Here is a 24,877-nt window from a genome sequence, read left to right on the forward strand (position 1 = left end):
CGTGACTAATTCGACGAACTCCGACCGCATTCGCGTCGCCGTCATCTACGGCGGGCGCAGCTCAGAGCACTCCATTTCGTGCATTTCCGCCGGCGCCGTCATCGGCCACCTTGACCCGCAACGCTACGAGGTGATTCCCGTGGGCATCACCCGCGAGGGCGCGTGGACCGTCGGCGAAGCCGACCCGGCCGTCACCGACAGTGCCGATGGCCTACCCGAAGTGGGCCTTAAGGAGGAGGTTGCGCTGTCGCTCAACCCCGCTCGGCGCGGCGAGTTCATCCGCGTCGCCTCCGGCGAACCCTACGCCGTAGCCGACGTCATCCTGCCGATCCTTCATGGTCCCTTCGGTGAGGACGGCACCATTCAGGGGCTCTTCGAGATCGCGGGGGTGCCCTACGTCGGCCCCGGCGTGTTGGCTTCCGCCGTGGGCATGGATAAGGAGTACACGAAGAAGCTGGCCTCCGCCGCGGGCCTGCGCGTCGCGCCGGAGGCGGTGCTTGCCGAAGGCGACGAATTCAGCCAGGACGAGCGCGACCGCCTCGGTCTGCCGCTGTTCGTCAAGCCGGCCAATGGTGGGTCCTCGATCGGCATCTCCAAGGTGGAGCGCGCGGAGGACATCGACGAGGCCATTGCGGAGGCTCGTAAGTATGACACCAAGGTCATCGTCGAGTCCATGATCCACGGCGTCGAGGTTGAGGTGGGCGTGCTGCAGTTCCCCGATGGGCGGCTGCTGGCCAGCCCGCCGGCACAGCTCAACGGCACCGAGGACTCCGACGAGGGCTTCTACGGCTTCGAAACCAAATACCTTGAGGACGTGGTGTCCGCCACGATCCCTGCCGACCTGCCGGCAGACACGATCAAGGACCTGCAGGAGATGGCGGTGCGCACCTTCAAGGCCATGGACTGTAAGGGGTTGGCGCGGGTGGACTTCTTCGTTGCCGCCGACGGCCCGGTCCTTAACGAGATCAACACCATGCCCGGGTTCACCCCGATCTCGATGTACCCGCAGGTGTTCAATGCGGCTGGTATCGCCTACGCGGAACTGCTCGATACTCTCATCCACACCGCGCTGGCGCGCGGTTAGTTCGCCGCCGGGTCGTCGGGGATCGCCGCAACGATGGCGGCGGTGAGTTCCGGTAGGGCCTGCCCCGCGGCGGCCTGCGGGGCGGAGACGGCTACGATGGCCTCGCGTCCCAACGCGTACCACTCGGATGCGGTGGAGCCGTTGACCAGCCGGTCGTTTTCGAACCAGGCGACCTCGTCGATCTGGGTGATCCGCTCGCCCGGGGCGTAGTTCGACGGCCCCGCCGCCCCGCACCGCGCGACGATCGGTTCGTAGCCCTCCCGGGTCCACACCACGGTGCCCGTGTCAGGGTCACTGACAAGGCGCTGGTATTGCTCGGCGAGGCCGTCGGGGGCGGCGCCGACGAAGGCGGCGCACACCTCGGACTGGCCGGACCGGCCGGGCTGGTCGGCCATGGTGAGATCGGCCAGCGGAACCGGGTACGGCTGCGGATCAGCGGCCGGCAGATCAGCAACCGCCGCGCTGACGTCGCTGAGCGGGTGTTCAGCGCCGAGCAACCCGGCGGCATCCGCGCTCACCGCTACCGTGGGTTGACGGTTGACCGCGAACCATGTCGACAGCGTCGAATCCGGGGTGGCGTCGGCTACCCGCAGCCATTCGACGCCGTCGATCTCGCGGGTCTGCGAGTACGCCGTGTATTGCAGGGGCAGGTCGATGCCGCACCGCAGCGTCACCCGCTCCTGGGAGGTGCTGTGCCAGACCGCCACCCCGGGCGGGACCGGTTCGGCGATGGTGGCCCGCTCGTGTCCGAGGACCTCCGCGGGCAACGCGTCGGCGAGTGCGAGACACTCGGGGGAGCCGGCGTCCGGCGCCGGCAGTGCGGCGACGGCGACCGGGGCGTGGAGCGCGCGCTCGACGACCATCTTCGCGCCAATAAGTGTGCCGAGTACCAACAGGATCGCCAACCCAAGGCTGACGTAGATCGGTGTCCGATTAAATTGAACAGCGGTACTCGAACTCATGTCTCGAAAGTCTAATGAAAGGCCCACCTGCTCGTGAACCAACCCGCACCCGCTCACCCCACGGTCGGTGACGTCGGGGAACATGCCGTCATCCGGGAGATTACGTCGGCCGCCCCGAGTAGCCGCAACGGCGACGACGCCGCCGTCCTCCTGCCCTCCGCCCCCAACTCGCGAGTGGTGGCCACCACCGACATGCTCGTCGAGGGCCGGCATTTTAACCGGGCGTGGTCAACCCCGGAGGAGGTCGGCATCAAGGCGGTCACCGCCAACTTCGCCGACATCGAGGCGATGGGGGCGCGCCCCATCAGCGCACTGCTCGGGCTATCTCTGCCGGCGGACACCCCGTTGTCCTTCGTCCGGGGGCTGGCCGCCGGCATTCACGAGCAGGTACAGAAGTACTCCGCGGAACTCATCGGCGGTGACATCACCGGCGGCAGTAGCCTGGTCATCTCCGTGACGGCCATCGGGTCCCTCGGCGGAAATCTCCCTGAGCTTTCCCTCCATCGAGCCAAGCCAGGCCAACGCCTGGTCGTTCACGGCCGCCTAGGGTATTCGGCGGCCGGGCTCGCGCTGCTTAAGCGCTACGGCCGCGACGGTGTACCGCACCGCTTCGCCGAGCTGGTATCGGCTCACTGTGCGCCCCAGCTCACCCCGGGCCGAGGAGTCATCGCCCGCGCAACGGGAGCCACGTGTATGACCGACAATTCGGATGGCCTCGTCGTGGATCTGTCGACGATCGCTCGGCGGTCCTCGGTAGGCATTGACGTCTCCGCGGAGGCGATCGCCCCGGACTCACTTCTCGTCGACGCCGGCCGTGAACTCGGCGTCGACCCGTGGCAGTGGGTGCTCGGCGGGGGCGAGGACCACTCACTTTTGGCGACAACGGTCCATGACGCGCCCAGTGGTTTTCGTACGATAGGAAGAACAGTCCGCGGAAGTGGTGTCACCATCGACGGTGCCGCGCCTTCCTACAACTCCGGGTGGGTGAGCTTCTAACAACCATGGCGCTTCCAGTACATCAGTCCTGGCAACCGGTGCTCGCGCCGGTGGAGGATCGCGTGCATGCCCTCGGCGACTTTCTACGCAGCGAACCCTCTTACCTGCCGGCCGGACGGGATATTCTCCGGGCTTTTCAAGATCCCTTCGACGCGGTGAAGGTGCTCATCGTCGGGCAAGACCCGTACCCCACGCCCGGGCACCCCATGGGGCTGAGCTTTTCCACGCAGCCCGGCGTGGCCCCACCGCGATCGCTGGTCAATATCTACCGGGAGCTGCACGAGGACCTCGGGATTGCGCCGAGGACGGACGGCGACCTCACCGGCTGGGCCAGCCAGGGCGTGCTCCTACTTAACCGCGTGCTCACCGTGCGTCCCGGTGAACCCGCCTCCCACCGTGGCCGCGGATGGGAAGAGGTCACCGAGTGTGCCATCCGAGCACTGGCGAACCGAGACGCGCCGCTAGTGGCGATCCTGTGGGGGCGCCAGGCGCAAAGCGCCGCCCAGTTTTTGGGCGACATCCCGCGTATCGAATCAGCACACCCCTCGCCGCTGTCCGCCTCGCGCGGATTCTTCGGCTCCCGGCCATTTAGCCGGGCCAACGACGCCCTCGTTGCGCAAGGCGCCGCTCCCGTGGACTGGGCCGCCGGCCCGGAACGGGGGCAGCATGGTTAACGATGCCTATGTTCGGCTCGACGGGCGGGGTTTGTTCGGCTGGGCGCGCCGGGCCGCCGACCAGCTGGCTACTCGCCGCGCCGAGATCAATGCCCTCAATGTCTTCCCCGTCCCGGATGCCGACACCGGTTCCAACCTCGCCCACACTATCGCCTCTGCCGTCGACGAAGCCGCCGGCCTGCCGGAGAACCTGTGGGACGATTTCACCACCGTCGCCCAGGCTTTGGCCCGCGGCGCCATCCGAGGAGCCCGCGGGAACTCGGGGGTGGTGCTCTCGCAGATTCTGCGTGGAGTGGCGGAGGCGGAAACGGATGACGGTTTCGACGGCGCGGCTCTAGCGGAGAGCCTGCGCATCGCCGTCAGCCTCATCGACGCTGCCATCGTCGACCCGGTGGAAGGCACCGTCGTCACGGTGGTCCGCGCCACGGCTGTCGCCGCCACCGAGGCCGCAGCCAGCGACTCCAGCCTCGACTATGTCCTCGCCGCCGCGGTCGCGGCCGCCCGTACCGCGTTGAGCAATACGCCCTCGCAACTCGAGGCCTTGCGCACCGCCGGGGTAGTCGACGCCGGAGGGGCAGGGTTCGTTGTCCTCCTCGAAGCCCTGGCAACCCAAGTGGGCGCGGAGCTGGGGGACAGCGAACGCTATAGCGCCGGCGCTCCCGATCTCACCCTCGCCGCCGGTACGGATCCGGAACTTGAGGTGATGTTCCTCTTCACCGCCGACGGGGCTGCCATCGACGCTTTGGAGACAGAGTTCACCGGTCGGGGGACCTCCCTGCTCATCGCTCGTGGCGACGGTGAAGCAACAGTCCACATCCACACCCACGTGGCCGGGGCCGTCATCGAGCGCGCCTTCGCCTTGGGCGCCGTCAGTGACTTACGCATCGAGGTGCTGCCCGGATTGCCCCACGTCGACCGGCCGGAGCGGGTGCTCGTCGCCCTCACCCCGCCCGGGTCGGTGGCGACGCTGTATCGGACGGTCGGGGCGCAGGTCGTGGAAGTAGACGCCACCACCATGAGCAGCACCGACATTGTCGGTTCCGTCCTCACCGAGATCCGCCGCAGTCGCGCCGGGGAAGTCATCCTGCTGCCCAATGGGATGCTGCGCCGACGGGAACTCGTCGCCGTAGACAACGCCACCCACGCCTTCGACCAAGCCATCACCCTTGTGCCCACCCGGCGGGTCGTCTCCGGAATCGCGGCGCTGGCCTTACACGAACCCAAGGAGCCACTGGCAACAGCGGCGTACACCATGATGGAAGCCGCCGCCGCCATGCGCACAGCCACCGTCGCCGAGGACCTCACCGTCCGCGCAGAGGGCAACACCTGGACGTCGGATACCCTCCTGGCGGCCGTCACCTCGGCCAGCCGACGGCTCCTCGACGGCGGGGGCGAACTCGTCACCCTCATCACCGCCGAGGCCCTGGCCGCCGAACAGCTCGACGCTTTGGAACACGAACTCGGCGTGGACGTCGTCCACTACGACGGCACCGGGCTGACTAGCGCGGGCCTGCTCGCGGAGATCGGAGTGGAATAGATGCTGGGCTGGCGAGACGACCGGGCATTAGCCGATGTGCTGCCGGCTAGAGAAGCAACTGCGCTGAAGAAGGCTTTCGGCTACACCCACTGCTGGGAACTACTCGAACACTTTCCTCGCCGCTACGTCCGCCACGGCGACGCCTCCAGCCTGTTGCAGGCCGATGACGGTGACGTGGTTTCCGTCATCGCGACCGTCGTCGGCCACAGCGTCTATCACCGAGGTCCGAAGAAAACCGTCTACCGCTTCCAGCTCGTCGAGGAATCCGGGCATCCCATCGACGCCTCATTCTTCAACGGTCACTACGCCGGCCGCGCCCTCGCCGACGGCTCCGTTGCCGCCTTCACAGGGAAGGTGACGTTCTACCGTGGCCAACCCCAGCTGCAGCACCCGGACTTCTTCGTCATCCGCGGCCCCGGCGCCGGCCAGCAGGGCACTGGATCCCTCAAGGCCTTAAGCACGTACGGCAGGCTGCGCGACATCCTCAACGACCACCACTACCTGCCCGTCTACCCTGCGACCTCGACGATCACCACGTGGCGGATCATGGGCGCCGTCATCGAAGTCCTCGACTCCCTCCCGGCGATCCCCGAACCGCTGGGCACACCACCTGCCGGCCTGCCCTCCTTGGACCAGGCGGTGCGCCTCATCCATCAGCCGGACCGCCGCGGCCCCGACGGCCCCCTCACTCGACTCAAATACAATGAGGCTCTCTCGCTAGCCCTGGTCATGGCGCTGCGGCGTGCCGACCACGCCGAACGTCGCGCGCCCAGCCTCCCGCCCGTCGACGCCGGGCAACGTGCCCAGCTGCTTGGCTCCCTGCCTTACTCGCTCACCGAGGGACAACACCACGTCCTCGGCCACATCAGCGACGACCTCGCCGGTACTGTCCCCATGAGCCGGCTGCTCCAAGGAGAGGTCGGCTCAGGCAAAACCGTCGTCGCGCTGCTTGCCATGCTGCAGGCCGTCGACGCCGGCGCGCAATGCGCCATGCTCGTGCCCACCGAGGTCCTGGCCATCCAGCATGCACGTTCACTGACCAGTCAACTGCTCGCCGCCGGTTGCACCGCCACCGTCGTGGCACTCACCGGATCTATGCCCACGGCAGCAAAACGCCAGGCGCTGCTCGATATCGTCTCCGGCCAAGTCGACATCGTGATCGGAACCCACGCACTCATCCAAGAAACGGTGGAGTTCTTCGATCTCGGGCTCGTCGTGGTCGACGAACAGCACCGATTCGGCGTCGAACAGCGTGACCAGCTACGCACGAAGGGCCGGGAAGGAAAGACCCCGCACCTGCTCGTCATGACCGCCACCCCCATCCCACGCACCATCGCCATGACCGTCTTTGGGGACCTGGCCGTATCGACCCTGCGGGAACTGCCGGGTGGGCGGAAACCGATCCAATCCTCCGTCGTGCCGGAAAGCCGGCCGGCGTGGACGCGCCGGGCCTACGAGCGCATCGCCGAGGAGGTCGCCGACGGTCACCAGGCCTACGTGGTGTGCCCCCGCATCGACGGCGAGGGAGGGGTGCTCGAAACCTACGAGTACCTCTCCACGGTCCGCTACCCGGATCTGCGGGTGGGGTTGCTCCACGGCCGGCTGCGTGGGGAGGACAAGGACGCGGTCATGAAGGCCTTCGCAGCCGGGGAGATCGACATACTTGTAGCCACGACTGTCATCGAGGTCGGCGTGGACGTCGCCAACGCCACCGTCATGCTCATCCGCGAGGCGGAAAACTTCGGAGTGAGCCAGCTGCACCAGCTACGAGGACGCGTTGGCCGAGGCGGGCATGCGTCGCTGTGCCTTCTACACACGCTGGCCGACGACGCCAGCCCTGCATTCGCCCGAGTGTCCGCGGTGGCCGCGACGTCGGATGGTTTCGAGCTGGCCACGGTGGATCTCGCCCACCGGCAAGAAGGCGACATCCTCGGCACCTCGCAGTCCGGGCGGGAGAAATCGGTGAAGCTGCTGAGCCTGATCGATGACTACTTGCTCATTGAACGTGCCAACGCCGACGCGGCCGCACTCGTCGAGCGAGATCGGGATCTCGCGAAGCGCCTGGCTGCGGAGATCGCCGAGAACGAACGCGAGTACCTCAACAAAAGCTAGGCGGAAGGTTGTCGCTAACATGAGCGGCATGAAAATCCATGCGCCTTTTGCCGGAATAGTTCGGTACCACGTCGCTCCTGGTCAACAGGTGGCCGCCGGCGATACCCTCGCCACGGTGGAAGCCATCAAGCTTGAGGCCTCAGTGCCGGCCCCGGGGCCGGGGACAGTGGGCGAGGTGTTCCGTGCTGATTTCTCGGATGTCCTCGGCGGCGACGAGTTGTTGGAGTTGGGCCAGTGACGCGCATCATTGCCGGGGAGGCGCGCGGGCGCACCATTGCTGTGCCGCCGACGGGCACCAGGCCGACGTCCGACCGCGCCCGCGAGGGGCTCTTCTCCTCCCTTCAGGTGCGATTCGGCTTCCTTGATGCCGTGGTGCTCGACCTCTTCGCCGGTTCGGGAGCCCTCGGCCTAGAGGCCGCCAGTAGGGGAGCGGCCACGGTACATTTGGTCGATGACGACGCCACCGCCTGCGAGATCATGCGCCGCAACGCGGCCATCGTGAAGCACGACGACGTCCACATCCACCAGCTCAAGGCATCCGCCTACCTGGCGCAGGCCCCGCACGACTACTTCGACATGGTGCTCATTGACCCGCCCTATGCGCTGGCGGACGCATCCGTGGTGGACATGCTTGATGCCCTGCAGCCGTGCTTGCGCGACGGCGCGGCCGTCGTGGTGGAACGCCACCGGGATTCCCCGGAAACGGACTGGCCGGCGGCGTTTACCCCCACGGGGCAAAAGCTGAAGAAGCGAACCTATGGCATCGCGCGGATGGACATGGCAACATTTGAGCGAATGGACCGCTAACCCAACCCTGTAAAAGGAGCGTCACCATGTACAAGGCTGTCTGCCCCGGGTCCTTCGACCCTGTGACCAATGGGCACCTGTCTATCTTCCGTCGGGCCGCGCCTCTGTTCGACGAGGTCACCGTGCTTGTCACCGGCAACCCCAACAAGAAGTCGGGGTTGTTTAGTGTGGAGGAACGCGTGGAACTCATCCGGGAGGTCACGGCAGACATCACCAACCTGCGAGTTGATAGCTGGTCTGGCCTGCTCGTGGACTACACGACCGCCCATGGCGTGCAAGCGCTGGTTAAAGGGCTGCGGTCCTCTCTCGACTTCGACTACGAGCAGCCTATGGCTCAGGTTAACCGCCGCCTCACTGGCGTGGAGACGCTGTTCCTCATGACTGACGAGCAATACGGCTACGTTTCCAGTTCCCTGTGCAAGGAAGTGGTGCGCTTCGGGGGAGACGTCTCTGGCCTGGTGCCCGCGACGGTGCACGAGGCCATGAAGGCGAAGTACGCGGGGTAGGGTGGGGCGGTGAGGTGCTCACAGGTTATAAGTGATGAAAGTCACGATTAGCGTTCCTTGTGGGATTTGCCGGGGGATAGTGTAGGGGCAGGAAGAGGCTCTACGGGCGCAAATCAAACAGGAAAGAGCGGTGCGCGATCTTGTCGTTATATTTCTCGGATATGATGTGTTTGGCCTTATTCTCGACAATTCTTCGCTGTAGCTCTTAGGCAAAAATGCTAGGCGGCATCGCGGTGAGCCAGTCGGTCCTGCGTGATTACGGCGTCCGGCAGCCTTTTCTCAACCGATCTGTGGCCGCACTATTGCCCTTCTGGGAGCTGCTGTTGGCGATCGGGTTACTGGTTCCGGTTTTAAACGGTCCTGCTAAGGTTTCCTGCTCCGTGCTCTTTGCGCTCTACGCAGTCATGCAGGCGGGAACTTTGCTGAGGGGGAAATCTGTCGTAGTAGATTTCTGGCTCTTCGCGTTTGAGTGTGGGTGAGTGTCTCATCCCGGGGTGGGTGTCGTGCACACAATAAGGGCCGAGGCCCTAGCAGGATAGGGGATACCACTCACCAATCCTGAAACGAAGGCCTCGACCCATGTCCGATCCTACAACCAACCCCCAGCAGGCCATCAACCGTGACCCCGCCGGTTACTGTAAGCGATGCGACGACCTCGTCGGGCTAGACGCAATGCACGTCCTTAGCGTCCACGACCGCGACGAGTACCGGGAAATCACGGTCGAATCCGATCCCACACCACGGGCGTGCCCCGACTGTCACGGCCCAGGCGCCGCCCATGGGCGGGTACCCGTAACGCTGGTAGACATTCCCTCTTTCGGTAGGCCGGTGAGGATCTGCTGGCTCAAGCGCCGGTATACCTGCCCCGCACCCGGCTGTGCACGCACGACCTTCGTCGAGCACAATCCCACGGTTGCGCTGCCACGCCAGCGCATAACGGTGCGCGTGGTCGCCTGGGCGTTAGAACAACTACGCCGGGAGCACGCCACCATTAATTCCCTTGCCCGGCAGTTATCAACTGCCTGGTCCACCGTATGGAAGCCGGTCAAGGCTGCTCTTGAGGCCTTAGCTGCTGACCCCACACGCTTCGACGGGGTCAGCGCACTAGGAGTAGATGAGCACATCTGGCACCACACATGCCGCAGCAAACGCGGCCCGAAGGAATTTACGGGGATGGTGGATCTTAGCCGCGATGACCACGGCAAGGTCAAAGCTAGGCTTGTTGACCTGGTGCCAGGACGCTCAGCCAGCGTGCTCGCTGGCTGGCTACGGCAACGAGGGGAGGGTTTTCGTTCCCGGGTGGATATCGCCGCGTTGGATCCGTTCGCCGGGTACAAGCGAGCCATTGATGACACCCTCGACGACGCCACCGCCGTGTTGGATGCTTTCCATGTCGTCAAGCTGGCGGTCACTGCTGTCGATGATGTCCGACGCAGGTTGTGGCAACATATCACCGGCTATCGCGGCAGAAGCGGAGATCCGTTGTACGGCATTCGTACCATTGTGCGTTGTGATCCTCGTCGGCTCACTGAGCGTCAGTGGCAACGCTTTGATGCGGCTATCGCCGCCGATCCGCGTCACGAGGAGTTGTTTATTGCCTGGCAGGCGGCGCATGCCCTGCGGGCGGCGTATCACGAACCGGACATGGCTGCAGGCCGGCGAGCGGCGTGTGAAGCGTTGCGGAGTCTGCCGTCATGTCCGATACCGGAGATGGCCCGGTTAGGCAGAACGTTGCGTAGGTGGAAGGATGCCTTTTTGGCGTACTGGGACACCGCGCGCAGTAACAATGGTGGCACGGAAGCGATCAATGGGCTGATCGAGCTTCATCGCCGCCTGGCAAGAGGGTTTCGCAACCGTGACAACTACCGTCTACGGATGCTGTTGATCGCCGGGGGGCTACGCCTGTGACCCACACTCAAACACGAAGAGCCAGATTTCTGGGGAGCTGTCTTGATGAATGGTACCAAGGCCGCTTTTCTGGTGCTGCCGTTGGATGGATTCGTTGATTGGCAGCACGCCCGGCTCAAGCCCCCTTTTATTGCCCTCTCGTTGGTGGTTCTATCGACTTTTTTCATTGAGGCCACAAAATACTTCTTCACTGATGCCTTGCGGGAGCGTGAGCCGATAGTGGCGAAAAGGGGTGCGCCGGTTTTTCAGGTCTAAAAGGACGCTGCTACAGGATTGACGCCAAGAACTCCTGCGTGCGGGGCTGCTGGGGGTTGGAAATGACCTGCTCGGGGGTACCTGCCTCCACCACGACGCCGCCGTCCATGAACACAACCTGATCGCTGACCTCCCGGGCAAAACCCATCTCGTGGGTGACCACCAGCATCGTCATTCCCTGCGCCGCCAACGACCGCATGACCCCGAGCACCTCGCCGACCAGCTCCGGGTCGAGGGCAGAGGTAGGCTCATCAAACAGCATGAGCTTGGGCTTCATCGCGACCGCCCGGGCGATAGCAACGCGCTGCTGCTGACCGCCGGAAAGCTGATTCGGGTAGGCATCTGCCTTGTGCTCCAAACCCACTAGGGCCAACAGCTCTCGGGCGTGGGCGCGGGCGGCCTCGGGGTCTTCCTTCTTCACCTGAATCGGCGCCTCGATGATGTTCTCGATGACCGTGCGGTGCGGGAAGAGGTTGAAGGACTGAAACACCATGCCGATATCGGCACGCTGCCGGGCCGCTTCGCGCTCGGAGATCTCATGGAGCACGCCATCCTTCTCCTTGTAGCCGATGAGCTCGCCGTCGACGTAGAGCCGGCCGGCGGTCACCTTTTCGAGGTGGTTGACGCAGCGCAGAAAAGTCGACTTACCCGAGCCGGATGGGCCGATAAGGCAGGTGACCGACCCTTTGGGGACGGTGAGGTCGATGCCCTTGAGGACGTCGAGCCGCCCGAAAGACTTCCAGACCTGCTGCGCTTCGATCATGGGCTGATCATTCATGACGCTAGTCCTTTCTAGTGGCTGTCCGTCACGCGGACATTGCGGGGGATGGTGCCCTCGGCGTCGGCCAAGGCAGCGAGTTGGCGGGAAGTTAGCTCGCGGGTGGCGCCGCGCTCGAAGTACTTCTCCAGGTAGTACTGCGCCACCATGAGCAGCGACGTGATGGCCAGGTACCAGGTGGCAGCGACGATGAGCAGGGGCACCGGTTCAAACAAGGCCGCCGAGATGTCAATGGAGCGACCATAGAGTTCATGGGTGTAGGGAATGGCCACGACAAGAGAGGTGGTCTTGAGCATGGAGATGAGCTCGTTGCCTGTCGGCGGAATGATAATCCGCATCGCTTGCGGCAGTACGGTTCGACGCATCGTCATCCACCAGCCCATGCCCAATGCCTTCGACGCCTCCAGCTGTCCCTCAGGAACCGAGGAGATGCCTGAGCGAACGATTTCCGCCATGTACGCTGCCTCGTTCATGCCCAGACCGACGAAAGCCAGGACGAAGGCATTCGACAATACGCCTTCGAGGGAAATATTCGCCACACCAACGTTAATCGACTGATAAATAGCCCCCAGCAGGCCCCAGAACACCAGCTGAACGTACACCGGCGTGCCTCGGAAGATCCACAGATAACCCCAGGCAATTGCCCGTAAAACCGGATTCGGCGACATTCTGAGCACCGCGAGGATCGCTCCGCCTACTACGCCGATGAGCATGGCCAAGACGGTAATGGCCAGCGTGTGCAAGGCAGCAAGAGCCACGCGGGTATCCAACAGGTAGGCACGGTAGGTGTCCCACCCGTAGGCCTCCCGTCCGAGAGCATCAATGATAAACAACCCAGCGATGAGAGCGAGCGCAATGGCAAAGACCCAGCGCCATGGGTGGCGAAGCGGCTTAGCCTTAATCAGTTCAGGCTTGGGCTCGGCAGTTGTGTGTGTAGTCATGCTAGTTATGACACCCCTTCCACGGGTTCTTCGTTAATGAGGGCCTCATCCACCAAGCCTTCGGTGATACCCCACTGCTCGAGGATGCGTGCATAGTCTCCGGTATCGATGAGATGCTGGAGGGCCGCGGCAACGGCCGGGCCCATCGCGGAGTCCTTGTTTACCGCCATGCCGTACGGAGCTGCCTGGGAGATATCGCCCACCAGCTCGAGGCGGCCGTCGGAACGCTCAACCGCCCAGGCCGTCACCGGGGAGTCCGCGGAGAAAGCATCCGCACGGCCGATCAAGGCGGCCAGGGCCGCGTTGTCCGAGGTGTCGTAAGACAGGACGGTAATCTCCTCCTGGCCTGAGTCGATGCACTCCTGGGCCTTGGGCCGAACATCGTCAGTGTCTGAGACCGTGGTTCGCTGAACCGAAATGCTCAATCCACACGGATCAGAGGGAGTAGCATCGCCACCGGCGGGACGTGCCCACTGGATTCCGGCGTAGAGGAAGTCCACGAAATCGAAGTTTTGACGGCGCTCGTCGGTGTCCGTAAAACCCGAGATTCCCATGTCCACCGTACCGGCCTGCACCGACGGAAGAATGAGGGAAAAGTCCTGTTCGACTGCCTGGTATTCCAATCCCATGACGCTAGCTATGGCCGCGCCTAGGTCCATCTCCATGCCGATGACGTTTCCCTGAGAATCCTTGAACTCAAAGGGGGCAAAGGGAGGGTTGGTGCCGGCGGTCAGGACTCCGTCCGCGGCCACCTCCTCGGGCACCATAGCAGCGATCTCTGGAACCTCGGCGGGCAGGATTGGCTTCCACCCTTCTGGGGTACCGCCCTCAGTATTCGTCACACAGGCGGTCAGGTTGGTGGCTGCCAGCGCAGCGACCCCCATCACGCCTAGTGCACGCCTGTTCATTCGCATGGGATAACCGTACAAGAAAATACGGTAGAGTGCATAATTTGCAGTTTTGGATGAGGTGCGTGCTGTGGGTCAGCGACCAAGGTTCCCGCTAGACGCTCGCGCATCCGAAAAGGCTCGCCTCCGACCCTAGAACGGATCGGAGGCGAGCCTCGAGTAGGGGAGACCAGGTGACCTGGCCTCTGGGGCTATGGCCTAGAGCAGCCGGTGAAGGCTACTTGGCAGGGCCAGCGAAGAACCACGCGGCGATGCCCACAGAGGAGCCGACAACCACCGCGGAGTCGTCGTCCGTGCTCGACAGCTGCTCATCTGCGGCATCGGGCGCGGGCTGGGCCGGCGTTTCCGGAGCGGCCGGCGTGAACAGATCGACCAACGCGGCGAAGAATGCCCGGACAGCCGACACGAAGGCATCCAGGACCGAGTTCGACGAGGTCTGATCAGCCACCGAGGCACCCGGGGCCGGGGCCGGAGCCGGATCCTCCGGCTTGGTCTCTTCCGGCTTGGTCTCTTCCGGCTTGGTCTCTTCCGGCTTGGACTCCTCCGGCTTGGACTCCTCCGGCTTGGACTCCTCCGGCTTGGTCTCCTCCGGCTTGGACTCTTCCGGCTTGGACTCTTCCGGCTTGGACTCTTCCGGCTTGGTCTCCTCCGGCTTGGTCTCCTCCGGCTTGGTCTCTTCCGGCTTGGTCTCTTCCGGCTTGGTCTCCTCCGGCTTGGTCTCCTCCGGCTTGGTCTCCTCCGGCCTGGTCTCTTCCGGCTTGGTCTCCTCCGGCCTGGTCTCTTCCGGGAACTCATCGATGAAGTCGTCGATGGTGGCCTCGGTAGTAGCCGCTGCGTCCAGATTGGGCTCAGTTACGAAGCCATCGGGGAGCTCACCGGTCTCAACGTCGTTGCTGGTTTCGGTGGGGCCGTTGAGCGGGTCGAGGTCGTCGAATTCGAGCTCGGGCAGGTGGAAGCCGCCGAGGGATTCATCGTTGGAGGCGACGACGTCGTTGCTGGTTTCGGTGGGGCCGTTGAGCGGGTCGAGGTCGTCGAAGTCGAGCTCGGGCAGGTGGAAGCCGCCGAGGGATTCGTCGTTGGAGGCGACGACGTCGTTGCTGGCTGCAGGCGTTCCTGTAGCAGCGTCAGTGGCGGGCGGCTCGGCAACGGCACCCGGAACAGGCGTAAAGCCAGGTCCTTCGGTAGCCGACGCGTACGGCAACCCGGTGGAGAGAGCCGCTGCGACGGCTGCGCTCAGAGCGATGGATCGCCTCAACGAGGGTGTGTTGAGGCCCGACATGGCCAGGGTGGCGGCATTGAATCGCCGGTTTGAGGACTTGGTGGTCTTCCCCATATCTGCAACTCCAAAGACTAGGTGAACGTTTCCTGTGCAGATTATCAGGAAAATCTTAGGAAAGTGGCGGGAAGCTACCAAGCTACCCCCGAAATATCCACGTATGTCGAGGAGACCAGCGGGGGGGGGGGGCTTCTTCCTTTGAATAAAAATAAGACAGCCCAGGTAAGTGCCCGAATCAGGGGTGTAGGGGCGTGGACTGGGGGTTAAAAGGCGAGGTGGTCCACCATTTCTAACCTTCTATAGGTTTTCCAGAGGTGAAGGTGTAGGTGGCCCAAAAGTTGGAAACCTTGCCGGGTCTCGCGGTCGCGGGCTGGATGGTGTGTGGGGTGGCCTTCGGCGGGCCTCTGGGTCCTTCTGGCTAAATTGCCGCCCTTGCCTGCGTCTATTAGATTTACTGCACTCAATCTGTGAGGAAACTAAGAAAGATGCTTAGACAGCCTAACGTATTGGCGTTTACTTATAAAAATTGCGAGCTTGCGAGACGCTCCTGACTCCATTTGTGGGAGGCTTCGCGTCCCCGTAAACCAAGAATGGCGCAGCGGTTGACTGGCTCAGGCTGCCGCAGTTGTGGGACTGCGAAGAAGCGAAGAGTCCTCACGCTCTGGGTCGTTGACAGCGGAGCAGGCGAGTGTTGATGGACCCGCGTTAGCGGCATGTACTCATGGAGGGACTATGGTTGCGCCGCTCCTAGGCGCAACCTCGGTAAGGTGAGGGGATCCGTTGTATAAGAACCGGCGGGCGTTGCTCACCCGGATGGATTTTCTGACAGAGACGCAACACCAGCGCCTGGATTATCTGTGGAGTGTGGATGAAGGCTATGTGGGGTTTGAGGTGACCTGGCAGGTCTACCAGCAGATCATTGCCGCGTATGAGCACAAGGACAAACGTACTGGTCGAGCGATGATGGCTACGGTGTTGGAGTCGATTCGTAGCCGGGTGCCGAAGGGGTTGGCGGAGGTAGCCCAGTTGGGTCGAAGCCTGTGGCGCCGCAGAGACGACATCCTGGCGTTTTTTCGATCACCGTGCGTCCAACGGCCCGGTGGAGGCGATCAATGGTCGGTTGGAGCACTTACGTGGTATCGCCCTAGGTTTCCGGAATCTGGATCACTACATCTTGCGGTGCTTGTTGCACTCCGGTGGGCTGAAGGACCGCATCCACGCACTCTAAAACCGGAAGAGCCGGAAAACTCGCCCAGGCTTCGAAGAGCCTAGACGAGCTCTCAAGGGGTTGGCTGTCAAGCAGCTCAGCCAAGCAGCGGCACCCTCCCCGAAAGCGAACTGTCTACACCATGCTGGGTTCGCATATCGGAGAGGCCGACACAGAAACTATCGGGTTACGTTCCCCTCATGATCATCGGCACCGTTGCCACTCACGAACCATGCAGAGCTACCGAAAGACGACCCGAGTGCATAGGTGACGTCGTCCGAAGTGGCCGGCTTCGCAGGCTTCACGGGAGCTGACTCGTGTGCAGCTGGCGTCAGCAGGTTACCGATCGATTCGATGACGCCGCCGAAAAACGACGCCGAGCTACCGAGGATCGATCCGAGCACGCCCTTGCTAGAACCAACCGCGTCGGACGCGCTGCTTGCGGACGACAACCCCGGTGCCGCGGGCTCAGCCGGTTTGGCGGGTTCGGCCGGCTTCATCGGATGCTCGTCGGACGTGTCCGACGCCGCTGAACTACCGAGACTTGCGATGGTCTCAAAGACCTTGGAGAAAGCACCGCCCGGAGCAGAGCTGGAGCCGAGAAGATCCGAGAAAATCGAGCCATCGTTGGGCAAGCTCGACGACGGGTTGGTGTCATCGTCATCGTCGCTGTCACCAGGCTCCGGCGTGTTTGTCGGGTCGCCAAGAGCGTCGATGTCGGTGGCGTCGTTGTCATCTCCTTCATCATCGATTCCGTCGATTTCAGTGACCGTGCCGTCGACGCTGACCTCAGCGTCAGGATTATCGATGAATCCTTCACCGCCCTCGGGGAGGTTGTCGATGTCGGTCTCTTCAACCGGGCTACCCGGATGATCTGTCTCGTCACCGAGAGCGTCGATATCGGTGGCGTCGCTATCGTCGTCGGCTGCGCCGGTCTCATCGGCCTCCGTGCCGGTCAGATCCTGATCGACGGTGGGCATGAGCTCATCGACCCACGACGCGACGACGTCACCGCCGGTTTCGATGAAGTCGTCCATGGTGGCGTCATCGGTGGCAGCCGGGTCCGGGTTGGGTTCGGTGTCGAAGCCTGCCGGGTCGCCGGTTTCGACGGTGCCGCCGGTTTCGATGAAGTCGTCCATGGTGGCGTCATCGGTGGCGGCCGGGTCCGGGTTGGGTTCGGTGTCGAAGCCTGCCGGGTCGCCGGTTTCGACGTCACCGCCGGTTTCGATGAAGTCGTCGATGGTGGCGTCGTCGGTGGCGGCCGGGTCCGGGTTGGGTTCGGTGTCGAAGCCTGCCGGGTCGCCGGTTTCGACGTCACCGCGGTCTGGGACCGTGTCGCCATCGGAGTCTCTCTGGACGGTAATAGTCACGGAGTCCCGGTTCTTGGAGCCATCAGGATTCTCGGTAATGATCTCAACAGTGAAGTCGCGAATGTCGTCGGTATCTCCCCAGTTATCGACCTTGGGGATGCCCGTAATGACACCGTTCTCCAGCGTCACGCCAGGGGGCAGTTGGCCTTCGATCTGTGGATTCTCGCCTTCGATGACGGTGCTGCCAAGCGGCTGCCCATCGACCACGAGGAGATCTCCGACGCGGTCATCTGCTGTGTCTTCTGGGACAACGAGGGAGTCGCTGATGCTCGGCAGCTCGACGGTTGCGCCTGTATCAGTGGTTACGGTTTCGAAGGGTGCGTACTCCTCGAAGTGCTTCTTAATGTCGGGGTACGCGGCGAAAGTGTTCTCATCACCGACCATGAGGGGCTGGAAGACAACGTCCTGAGACTGGTCAGGGTAGGTGATGGTAATGGGGACGATGCGGAACGATCCCTCGAAGCGATCTGTGTTTCCACCTCGGATTCCGAATTCGACCGCGCCAGTAGTCGGGTCGATGGCAGGCGGGACGTTAGCCGTGATGCCGGCGCCAAGCCAACCGTTCGTCTGCCCGGCTGGGTCCAGCGCTCCTCCCTTCCAGTAGTTAACATCCTCGAAGTCGAAGGCGTAGGGCTGAAGCACGTCGCGGTTCCACGGCTTTGCCTTCGCTAGGGAGAAGGTGGTTCCTGCGGGGAACGTGTTGGGATCGAATCCCGGGCTCGTGTGGCGGTTAACAGAGAGGAAACTGCCTTCGTTCCGTGGGAAATAGAAGATTGGGCTCACCGGTCGCGCGGTGGTGTACTCGGCCCAACTCACTCCAGACGGTTTTGCCGAATCCTGGATGTACGCGGCTGCCGTCGGCAGTGCGCCGTCGGGCCCTACAACTGCGAGGCCGCCGCCAAGGATCGTTGCGGTGGCGGCGCTGAGAGTGAGGGTCCGCCTCAACGTTGGTGTGTTGAGTCCTGCCAGTGCCAGGGTGGCGGCATTGGGCTGGCGATTCGGTAGCTTTCCGGGCTTACCCATGGGATGAACTCCAATAGCTAGATGAGGGTGTCCTCGGCAGGCTATCAGGATTTCCTCAGGGTTAGCCTGGGAAAATGCTTTTATCCCCCAGAACTATCGATCTTCGCCCTGCTAAATCGCGGGGGGGGGGGCGCTCTAGCTGAATAAAAATAATACGCCTGGACAGCTGTCCGTATCGGGGGGCGGTGGGTGGATGAACTATCGCTTGCGGGCTTGCAGCTTCCGGTAGTGGCTGCGGCAGGGGGGCTGCGGCAGGGGGCTGCCAGCGTGGCCGAAAGGCTCTGGCGTGACTGTGCGCCTAGATTGCCCTGTTCAAGCAAACAGGCCCGGGATGACTCCCCGGGCCTGAGGTGTGCCCCAGGTGAGACTCGAACTCACACTGGACGGGTTTTGAATCCGTTGCCTCTGCCAATTGGGCTACTGGGGCATTGCGTGCGTCGGCGCGCTAGCCACCTAAGTGTAGACCAAGGCAACCGTGAAGCGGAAAACGCCCCGTCGAGGCGGGGACCTGTCCGCCAAGTACACTCGTCGCCTGTGAGCACTTCTTCGAACGGACCACGGCGTTTGTTACTGATAGATGGCCATTCCATGGCCTTCCGGGCCTTCTATGCCCTCCCGGCGGACAACTTCTCCACCGTCGGGGGCCAGCACACGAACGCGGTCTACGGATTCCTGTCCATGCTTGCGAGCATCCTCGCCGATGAGCGACCGGACCAGATCGCGGTGGCCTTCGACGTGGGGCGCCAGACCTTCCGCACGGAAATGTTCCCGGAGTACAAGGCTCAGCGGGAGGCCGCACCGGAGGAGTTTAAGGGGCAGGTGGGCCTTATTGATGAAGTCTTGCATGCCTTGGGGATCACCACCTTGCAGGTGCCCAACTTCGAGGCTGACGACATCATCGCTACCCTGGCAACGGCGGCGAAGAAGCTCGACTACGAGATCCTCATCGTGACTGGTGACCGGGATTATCTTCAGCTCGTCGACGATAAGACCACGGTGCTCTACCCCATGCGTGGGGTGTCCACCTTGCACCGGTTCACGCCTGCCGCCGTCGAGGAAAAGTATGATCTCACTCCTGCTCAGTACCCGGACTTCGCCGCGTTGAGAGGTGACCCGTCGGACAATCTTCCCAACGTTCCCGGCGTGGGGGAGAAGACCGCCACGAAGTGGATCAAGCAGTATGGGACCCTGGAGCAACTGATCGAGCAGGCAGCGGAACTCAAGGGCAAGGCTGGCGCCAATTTCCGCGAGCGCATCGAACAGGTCCGTATGAACCGCCACCTCACGCAAATGATTACGGATATGGATCTGCCTGTCGGCCCCGAGGAGCTGGACTTTAAGCCGGCCCATGCCGCGGACGTCGCCGAGCGCTTCGACGCTTTGGAGTTTGGCGCGAATCTCCGGGAGAAGGTGCTGTCCGTGATCCCGGTGGAGGGCGCGATGGCCGACGAAGCTGTCGTCGAGCTCGCGGAGATCGTCGTCGACGAGGACCCGCTCGACGCGTGGCTTGAGCGGCGCCGAGGGCAGGCCCTAGCTGTGTATGTGGTGGGTGACGCGCGGCCGGGTCGTGGCGATGCCCGCGCCATCGGGATCGTCGATGATGCCCGTCACGGCGTGTCTCGCGAGCTCGCCGAATTGACCCCCGAGGAAGACGCGGCCGTCGTCTCCTGGCTCGAATCTGAAGATCCCAAGCTTCTCCACGAGGCGAAAGCGGCCTACCACATGCTGCGCGGACGCGGCATCGAGCTCGCCGGAGTGGCCCATGACACCGCCCTGGCGGCGTACCTCCTGCGGCCTGGCCAGCGGACGTATGCGCTGGGGGATATCTACCAGCGTCACCTGCAGCGGCGCTTGGTAGAGCCGGATGGGCAGCTCTCCCTGCTGGACGAGGCACCGTTGACCGATTCTGCCGCGGCGATCGCTGAACTCGCCGAGGAGTTGACCCGGCAGCTACAGGACATAGCCAGTTACGAGCTCTACGCAGACCTGGAACTGCCGTTGGTGACCATCCTCGCCCGGATGGAGCACGCCGGTATCGCCGTCGATGCGGGGATCATCGAGGAACAGCGGGATGACTTCAGCGCGAAGGTGGCCGACGTCGAAGCTCAGGCCCGCCGCCTCGTCGAGGAGCCGGAGCTGAATCTGTCCAGCCCAAAGCAGCTGCAGGAGGTGCTCTTCGGGAAGCTGGACCTGCCGAAGACAAAGAAGACGAAAACCGGCTACTCAACGGCAGCCAAGGAGATTGAGCAGCTGGCAGCGAAGCATCCGCACGAGTTCCTTACGCTGTTGCTCGCCCACCGCGAGTACCAGAAGATGAAGACTACCCTCGACGGCCTGCTCAAGACCGTGCAGGACGACGGCCGCATCCACACCACGTTCAACCAGACCGTGGCGTCGACTGGGCGGCTGTCCTCCACCGAGCCGAACCTACAGAACATTCCGGTACGTACCGAAGCCGGCCGACGCATCCGTTCCGCCTTCACGGTGGGGCAAGGCTATGAGGAGTTGATTACCGCTGACTACTCGCAGATCGAGATGCGAGTAATGGCCCACGTGTCCGGGGACCCGGGCCTTATCGAGGCCTACCAGCAGGGAGAGGATCTGCATAACTACGTCGGCGCCAAGGTGTTCGACGTGCCCATCGATGAGGTGACTCCCGAGCTTCGTCGCCGGGTCAAAGCCATGAGCTACGGGTTGGCTTACGGCTTGAGTGCCTTCGGGTTGTCCCAACAGCTGTCCATCTCCGCGGGCGAGGCCAAGGGCATTATGAAGAGCTACTTCGAGCGCTTCGGCGGTGTGCGACGCTACCTCGACGACGTCGTCGAGCAGGCCCGAAAGGACGGCTACACCGCTACCGTGTTCGGCCGCCGCCGGTATCTGCCCGAACTGAACTCCGACAGCCGGCTGGCTCGGGACAACGCCGAACGAGCCGCCCTCAACGCCCCGATTCAGGGCACGGCCGCGGACATCATCAAGGTAGCGATGATCCGCGTCGACCGGGCATTTCGGCAGGCGAACCTGCATTCCCGGGTGCTGTTGCAGGTCCATGACGAACTCGTCGTCGAGGTGGCAGCTGGCGAGCGGGACCAGGTGCTGAAGATCCTGCGTCGGGAGATGGATGGCGCCATCACGCTGACCGTGCCGCTGGAAGTGTCCGCCGGCGTAGGGCGGAATTGGGACGAGGCAGCGCACTGACGCAGAAGCAAGCTGGCCGCGCCAGCTCGCCCGGCTTTTGTGGATAACCTGCGTTGTCCACAGCGGCGATGCTGGCCGCCATCGTCGATGCTGGGCGGCGTGTCACAGTACAGGTGACAGCCTTTGAGACCAACCAGGAAGGTAAGCCCTTGTCCACCACCTCAGCTCATGACATTGCATCGAAAGTAGCCAAGCTGCTTGCGAAGGCCGCAGACACCGACGGCACCCCCGAATCCGAGGTTTACTATGCCAAGGCCTTCGATCTGATGGCCCGCTACGGCATAGACGAGGCCTCGCTATCCGAGGGAGACCGGTCAGACATGATCCAGGTGCGCATCGATTTTCGCGGCGCCTATACCGACATGCAGCGCGAGCTGTTGGCGTCGTTGGTTCATGGGTTGCGGTGCGCGTACGTGTATCACAGCGCCTACCGTTCCAACAGGGTGGAAAGCGCCACGGTGTACGGCCAACGACGCAACGTCGAACGTGTGCACATGCTGCTGGGGGTACTCAGCCCGACGATGCTTGCCCTGGCCTTAGACCACCACGGGGACCCCTCCATGGGGATTTCCACGGTATCCGCCCGGCGTTCGTTCATGCTCGGCTTCAGCCGTGGAATCTACCGCCGCATTCACGCCGCAGAGCACAACGTCGCCGAACAGACTCTCGGCTCCGGCGCAGAACTCGCCCTGCTCGACGAGAGCGACCAGGCAGCCGAGTTCATGCGACGCCTGCTGGAGGAGGAGGGCATCGTCACCCGAATCGCGCGGCCCTCGCGTCGTACCTTGTCGGCCGAAGCATATTACGACGGGGAATCCGCCGCAGAGGGTGCTGATATCGGCCAGAGCAGGATCCGCGGGACTCGGGCGCTCAACGCCGCGGGTTAGGAGCCGTCCGCGCGGGTGCGGAAGATGATCGTGCCCGGAAACAGCCGACCTCGAAGCGGTGACCACTGCCCCCACGTCTCGGTGAGCTCCGCCGGCCACTCGGGTTCGACGACCCCCTCAAGGCGGAAACCGGCGGCAGTCAGCGCCGTGATCCAATCGGAGAAGGTCCGGTGATACTCGGAGTAGGTCAGCTGGCCGGAGGCGTCGTGCTCCTCATAGACCCGGTCGAAGTAGGAGTAGGTGGCCGTTAACCCCGCTGGCCCGGGGTCATCGGGAAACACCCACCGCATCGGGTGGTTCACGGAGAAGACGAAGGCGGCGCCGGGGCGAAGGACCCGTCGGATTTCGCGGAGTGCCGAGGTGGCATCGGGCAAGAAGGGCAGTGCCCCGAAGGCGGAGAACGCGACGTCGAACTTGGCGTCGGAGAAGGGGAGATGAAGGGCGTCGCCCTGTACCAGCGCGGCTTCCGTGGCGGGAGCATGTCGGAGCATTTCTCGGGAAAGGTCGATCCCGGCGACCAACCGTGCCGTGGAGTGTTGGGCGAGCCACCGAGCGCAACCGGCAGATCCGCAGCCGATCTCCAGCACGCGGGCACCCCTCACGTCGCCGAGGAGCCGGGCCTCGGCCTCGTCGAGCATTTCCGGGCACCAGTAGAATCCGTCGACGTAGTGGGCGTGGTCGCGGTGATAGCGGTCGGCGTCGTCGTCCCAGTGGCGCCGGTGTGCTTGCGCGGCCGCGGTGGCGCTGGTGTGGTCGGCTGGGAGGGAAGTGCCCATTGGGGCTCCTTATATCTGGCGTGAGCAATGAATGACCAGCGCAAATACATTTGCGTCGGCGCGGGTGATGCGGTAGTGTTGGTCCAGCGTGTCGCGTTGTCGATGCAGCTGTGCCGGATAGGAGGGTGCGGTTGCACTCGGTGCGGGATCGGACCGTCTGGATCATCCGAGAGACACGTTACTGTCCATTTACGATCTCCTATATTTCCGGAGCACACTACATATGCCCACTTCTAACACCCCTCAGGTTGCCATCAACGACATTGGCACCGCTGAGGACTTCCTCGCCGCCGTCGACGCGACGATCAAGTACTTCAACGACGGTGACATCGTCACCGGCTCCGTTGTCAAGGTCGACCACGACGAGGTCCTGCTCGACATCGGTTACAAGACCGAGGGCGTCATCCCGTCCCGCGAGCTGTCCATCAAGCACGACGTTGACCCCGACGAGGTCGTCGAGGTCGGCGACGAGGTTGACGCTCTGGTCCTGACCAAGGAGGACAAGGAAGGCCGCCTCATCCTGTCCAAGAAGCGCGCCCAGTACGAGCGCGCCTGGGGCAACATCGAGGAGCTGCAGGAGAAGGACGAGCCGGTCACCGGCACCGTCATCGAGGTCGTCAAGGGCGGCCTGATCCTGGACATCGGCCTCCGCGGCTTCCTGCCCGCTTCCCTGGTCGAGATGCGTCGCGTCCGCGACCTGGAGCCGTACATCGGCCAGCAGCTCGAAGCCAAGATCATTGAGCTGGATAAGCACCGCAACAATGTGGTTCTTTCCCGCCGTGCGTGGCTCGAGCAGACCCAGTCCGAGGTCCGCTCCGAGTTCCTCCACCAGCTGCAGAAGGGCCAGGTCCGCAAGGGCGTCGTGTCCTCCATCGTCAACTTCGGCGCCTTCGTCGATCTCGGCGGTGTCGACGGCCTGGTTCACGTTTCCGAGCTGTCCTGGAAGCACATCGACCACCCGTCCGAGGTTGTCACCGTTGGCGATGAGGTCACCGTTGAGGTCCTCGACGTCGATCTCGACCGCGAGCGCGTGTCCCTGTCGCTGAAGGCCACCCAGGAAGATCCGTGGCGCGTCTTCGCCCGCACCCACGCCGTGGGTCAGATTGTTCCGGGCAAGGTCACCAAGCTTGTCCCGTTCGGCGCCTTCGTCCGCGTCGAAGAGGGCATCGAGGGCCTGGTTCACATCTCCGAGCTGGCCCAGCGCCACGTGGATGTCCCGGACCAGATCGTCAACGTCAACGAAGAGGTCATGGTCAAGGTCATCGACATCGACCTGGATCGCCGCCGCATCTCCCTGTCGCTCAAGCAGGCCGACGAGGACTTCTCCGAGGAATTCGATCCGTCCCGCTATGGCATGGCCGATTCCTACGACGATCAGGGCAACTACATCTTCCCGGAAGGCTTCGACCCGGAGACCAACGAGTGGATGGAAGGCTTCGACGAGCAGCGCACCGCGTGGGAGGCTCGTTACGCCGAGGCCGAGCGCCGCTACCAGGCACACGCCGCCCAGATCGAACGCCACCGCGCCGCGGCTGCCGAGGCTGCTGCCGCCCCGGCCAACTACTCCTCCGACTCTGAGGATGCTGCTCCGGCATCCGAGCCGGTCGAGCAGGCTGGTTCCCTGGCGTCCGACGAGCAGCTCGCCGCTCTGCGCGAGAAGCTGGCCGGTAACTAG

Annotated in this window: 21 protein-coding genes, 1 tRNA gene and 1 pseudogene; 15 read left to right on the forward strand and 8 right to left on the reverse strand. The window is 63.5% G+C overall.

Annotated features, from left to right (window positions below; all coding sequences use genetic code 11):
- The first annotated feature begins 1 nt into the window (after nucleotide 1).
- Complete coding sequence (locus CUTER_RS04770) at nucleotides 2–1,084, forward strand: D-alanine--D-alanine ligase family protein (RefSeq protein WP_047259461.1); 1,083 nt, start codon at nucleotides 2–4, stop codon at nucleotides 1,082–1,084.
- Here the strand turns inward: CUTER_RS04770 and CUTER_RS04775 are convergent.
- Nucleotides 1,081–2,046, reverse strand: a complete 966-nt coding sequence (locus tag CUTER_RS04775) for a DUF3515 domain-containing protein (RefSeq protein WP_047259462.1) — start codon at nucleotides 2,044–2,046, stop codon at nucleotides 1,081–1,083. The genes CUTER_RS04770 and CUTER_RS04775 overlap by 4 nt on opposite strands.
- 33 nt (nucleotides 2,047–2,079) lie before the next feature.
- Here CUTER_RS04775 and CUTER_RS04780 point away from each other — a divergent pair, with 33 nt between their 5' ends.
- The 10 genes from CUTER_RS04780 to CUTER_RS04825 all read left to right on the forward strand — a co-directional run bounded on the left by CUTER_RS04780 (nucleotide 2,080) and on the right by CUTER_RS04825 (nucleotide 10,841).
- Entirely contained in the window at nucleotides 2,080–3,042 is a 963-nt protein-coding gene (locus tag CUTER_RS04780; protein ID WP_236684766.1) for a thiamine-phosphate kinase, read from the forward strand.
- Nucleotides 3,043–3,047: 5 nt separating this feature from the next.
- Nucleotides 3,048–3,716 (forward strand): uracil-DNA glycosylase, encoded by a 669-nt coding sequence (locus CUTER_RS04785; protein ID WP_047259464.1) that lies wholly within the window; start codon nucleotides 3,048–3,050, stop codon nucleotides 3,714–3,716.
- The gene (locus CUTER_RS04790; RefSeq protein WP_047259465.1) at nucleotides 3,709–5,253 is read left to right on the forward strand and encodes a DAK2 domain-containing protein; all 1,545 of its coding nucleotides are present in this window, start codon (nucleotides 3,709–3,711) and stop codon (nucleotides 5,251–5,253) included. The genes CUTER_RS04785 and CUTER_RS04790 overlap by 8 nt, the downstream gene beginning before the upstream one ends.
- Entirely contained in the window at nucleotides 5,254–7,365 is a 2,112-nt protein-coding gene (locus CUTER_RS04795; RefSeq protein ID WP_047259466.1) for an ATP-dependent DNA helicase RecG, read from the forward strand.
- A 28-nt stretch (nucleotides 7,366–7,393) separates the two neighbouring features.
- Nucleotides 7,394–7,603: a biotin/lipoyl-containing protein gene (locus CUTER_RS04800; RefSeq protein WP_047260611.1), complete on the forward strand. Its 210-nt coding sequence runs from the start codon at nucleotides 7,394–7,396 to the stop codon at nucleotides 7,601–7,603.
- Nucleotides 7,600–8,172: a 16S rRNA (guanine(966)-N(2))-methyltransferase RsmD gene (gene rsmD, locus CUTER_RS04805; RefSeq protein ID WP_047259467.1), complete on the forward strand. Its 573-nt coding sequence runs from the start codon at nucleotides 7,600–7,602 to the stop codon at nucleotides 8,170–8,172. Before CUTER_RS04800 ends, rsmD begins: the two co-directional genes overlap by 4 nt.
- Before the next feature lie 26 nt (nucleotides 8,173–8,198).
- Complete coding sequence (coaD, locus tag CUTER_RS04810; protein ID WP_047259468.1) at nucleotides 8,199–8,678, forward strand: pantetheine-phosphate adenylyltransferase; 480 nt, start codon at nucleotides 8,199–8,201, stop codon at nucleotides 8,676–8,678.
- A 215-nt stretch (nucleotides 8,679–8,893) separates the two neighbouring features.
- Nucleotides 8,894–9,157 carry a MauE/DoxX family redox-associated membrane protein gene (locus tag CUTER_RS12050; protein ID WP_047259469.1) on the forward strand — a complete coding sequence of 88 codons (264 nt, stop codon included), beginning with the start codon at nucleotides 8,894–8,896 and terminating at the stop codon, nucleotides 9,155–9,157.
- A 100-nt stretch (nucleotides 9,158–9,257) separates the two neighbouring features.
- The gene (locus CUTER_RS04820) at nucleotides 9,258–10,586 is read left to right on the forward strand and encodes an ISL3 family transposase (RefSeq protein ID WP_236684767.1); all 1,329 of its coding nucleotides are present in this window, start codon (nucleotides 9,258–9,260) and stop codon (nucleotides 10,584–10,586) included.
- 45 nt (nucleotides 10,587–10,631) lie between these two features.
- The gene (locus tag CUTER_RS04825) at nucleotides 10,632–10,841 is read left to right on the forward strand and encodes a hypothetical protein (RefSeq protein ID WP_047259470.1); all 210 of its coding nucleotides are present in this window, start codon (nucleotides 10,632–10,634) and stop codon (nucleotides 10,839–10,841) included.
- Nucleotides 10,842–10,851: 10 nt separating this feature from the next.
- Here the strand turns inward: CUTER_RS04825 and CUTER_RS04830 are convergent, their stop codons facing one another.
- The 4 genes from CUTER_RS04830 to CUTER_RS11875 form a co-directional block, all read right to left on the reverse strand.
- A complete protein-coding gene (locus CUTER_RS04830; protein WP_047259471.1) occupies nucleotides 10,852–11,619 on the reverse strand; it encodes an amino acid ABC transporter ATP-binding protein in 768 nt (255 codons plus the stop codon).
- A 14-nt stretch (nucleotides 11,620–11,633) separates the two neighbouring features.
- Complete coding sequence (locus tag CUTER_RS04835) at nucleotides 11,634–12,560, reverse strand: amino acid ABC transporter permease (protein WP_047259472.1); 927 nt, start codon at nucleotides 12,558–12,560, stop codon at nucleotides 11,634–11,636.
- A 5-nt stretch (nucleotides 12,561–12,565) separates the two neighbouring features.
- Nucleotides 12,566–13,444 carry an ABC transporter substrate-binding protein gene (locus tag CUTER_RS04840; protein ID WP_144412335.1) on the reverse strand — a complete coding sequence of 293 codons (879 nt, stop codon included), beginning with the start codon at nucleotides 13,442–13,444 and terminating at the stop codon, nucleotides 12,566–12,568.
- Between the two features lie 241 nt (nucleotides 13,445–13,685).
- Nucleotides 13,686–14,801, reverse strand: coding sequence for a prolipoprotein diacylglyceryl transferase (locus CUTER_RS11875; RefSeq protein ID WP_047259474.1), 1,116 nt, complete (start codon nucleotides 14,799–14,801; stop codon nucleotides 13,686–13,688).
- Between the two features lie 717 nt (nucleotides 14,802–15,518).
- On the opposite strand from CUTER_RS11875, the pseudogene CUTER_RS11820 reads away from it, so the two are divergent.
- Nucleotides 15,519–15,972: pseudogene (locus tag CUTER_RS11820) on the forward strand (transposase); the annotation flags it as partial.
- A 158-nt stretch (nucleotides 15,973–16,130) separates the two neighbouring features.
- Here the strand turns inward: CUTER_RS11820 and CUTER_RS04850 are convergent.
- Both CUTER_RS04850 and CUTER_RS04855 read right to left on the reverse strand, forming a co-directional pair.
- Nucleotides 16,131–18,344 carry a hypothetical protein gene (locus CUTER_RS04850; RefSeq protein WP_144412261.1) on the reverse strand — a complete coding sequence of 738 codons (2,214 nt, stop codon included), beginning with the start codon at nucleotides 18,342–18,344 and terminating at the stop codon, nucleotides 16,131–16,133.
- 353 nt (nucleotides 18,345–18,697) lie between these two features.
- Nucleotides 18,698–18,771: transfer RNA gene (locus CUTER_RS04855), tRNA-Leu, on the reverse strand.
- 107 nt (nucleotides 18,772–18,878) lie between these two features.
- On the opposite strand from CUTER_RS04855, the gene polA reads away from it, so the two are divergent.
- Together polA and CUTER_RS04865 are read left to right on the forward strand one after the other, a co-directional pair.
- Nucleotides 18,879–21,539: a DNA polymerase I gene (gene polA / locus CUTER_RS04860; protein ID WP_047259476.1), complete on the forward strand. Its 2,661-nt coding sequence runs from the start codon at nucleotides 18,879–18,881 to the stop codon at nucleotides 21,537–21,539.
- Nucleotides 21,540–21,688: 149 nt separating this feature from the next.
- The gene (locus CUTER_RS04865) at nucleotides 21,689–22,426 is read left to right on the forward strand and encodes a DUF2786 domain-containing protein (RefSeq protein WP_047260613.1); all 738 of its coding nucleotides are present in this window, start codon (nucleotides 21,689–21,691) and stop codon (nucleotides 22,424–22,426) included.
- On the opposite strand, the gene CUTER_RS04870 is transcribed toward CUTER_RS04865, so the two are convergent.
- Nucleotides 22,423–23,202 (reverse strand): class I SAM-dependent methyltransferase, encoded by a 780-nt coding sequence (locus CUTER_RS04870; RefSeq protein WP_047259477.1) that lies wholly within the window; start codon nucleotides 23,200–23,202, stop codon nucleotides 22,423–22,425. The genes CUTER_RS04865 and CUTER_RS04870 overlap by 4 nt on opposite strands.
- Before the next feature lie 223 nt (nucleotides 23,203–23,425).
- Between CUTER_RS04870 and rpsA the strand changes: the two genes are divergently transcribed.
- A complete protein-coding gene (gene rpsA / locus CUTER_RS04875; RefSeq protein ID WP_047259478.1) occupies nucleotides 23,426–24,877 on the forward strand; it encodes a 30S ribosomal protein S1 in 1,452 nt (483 codons plus the stop codon).

Source organism: Corynebacterium uterequi (genome assembly GCF_001021065.1).
Classification (GTDB): Bacteria; Actinomycetota; Actinomycetes; order Mycobacteriales; family Mycobacteriaceae; genus Corynebacterium; species Corynebacterium uterequi.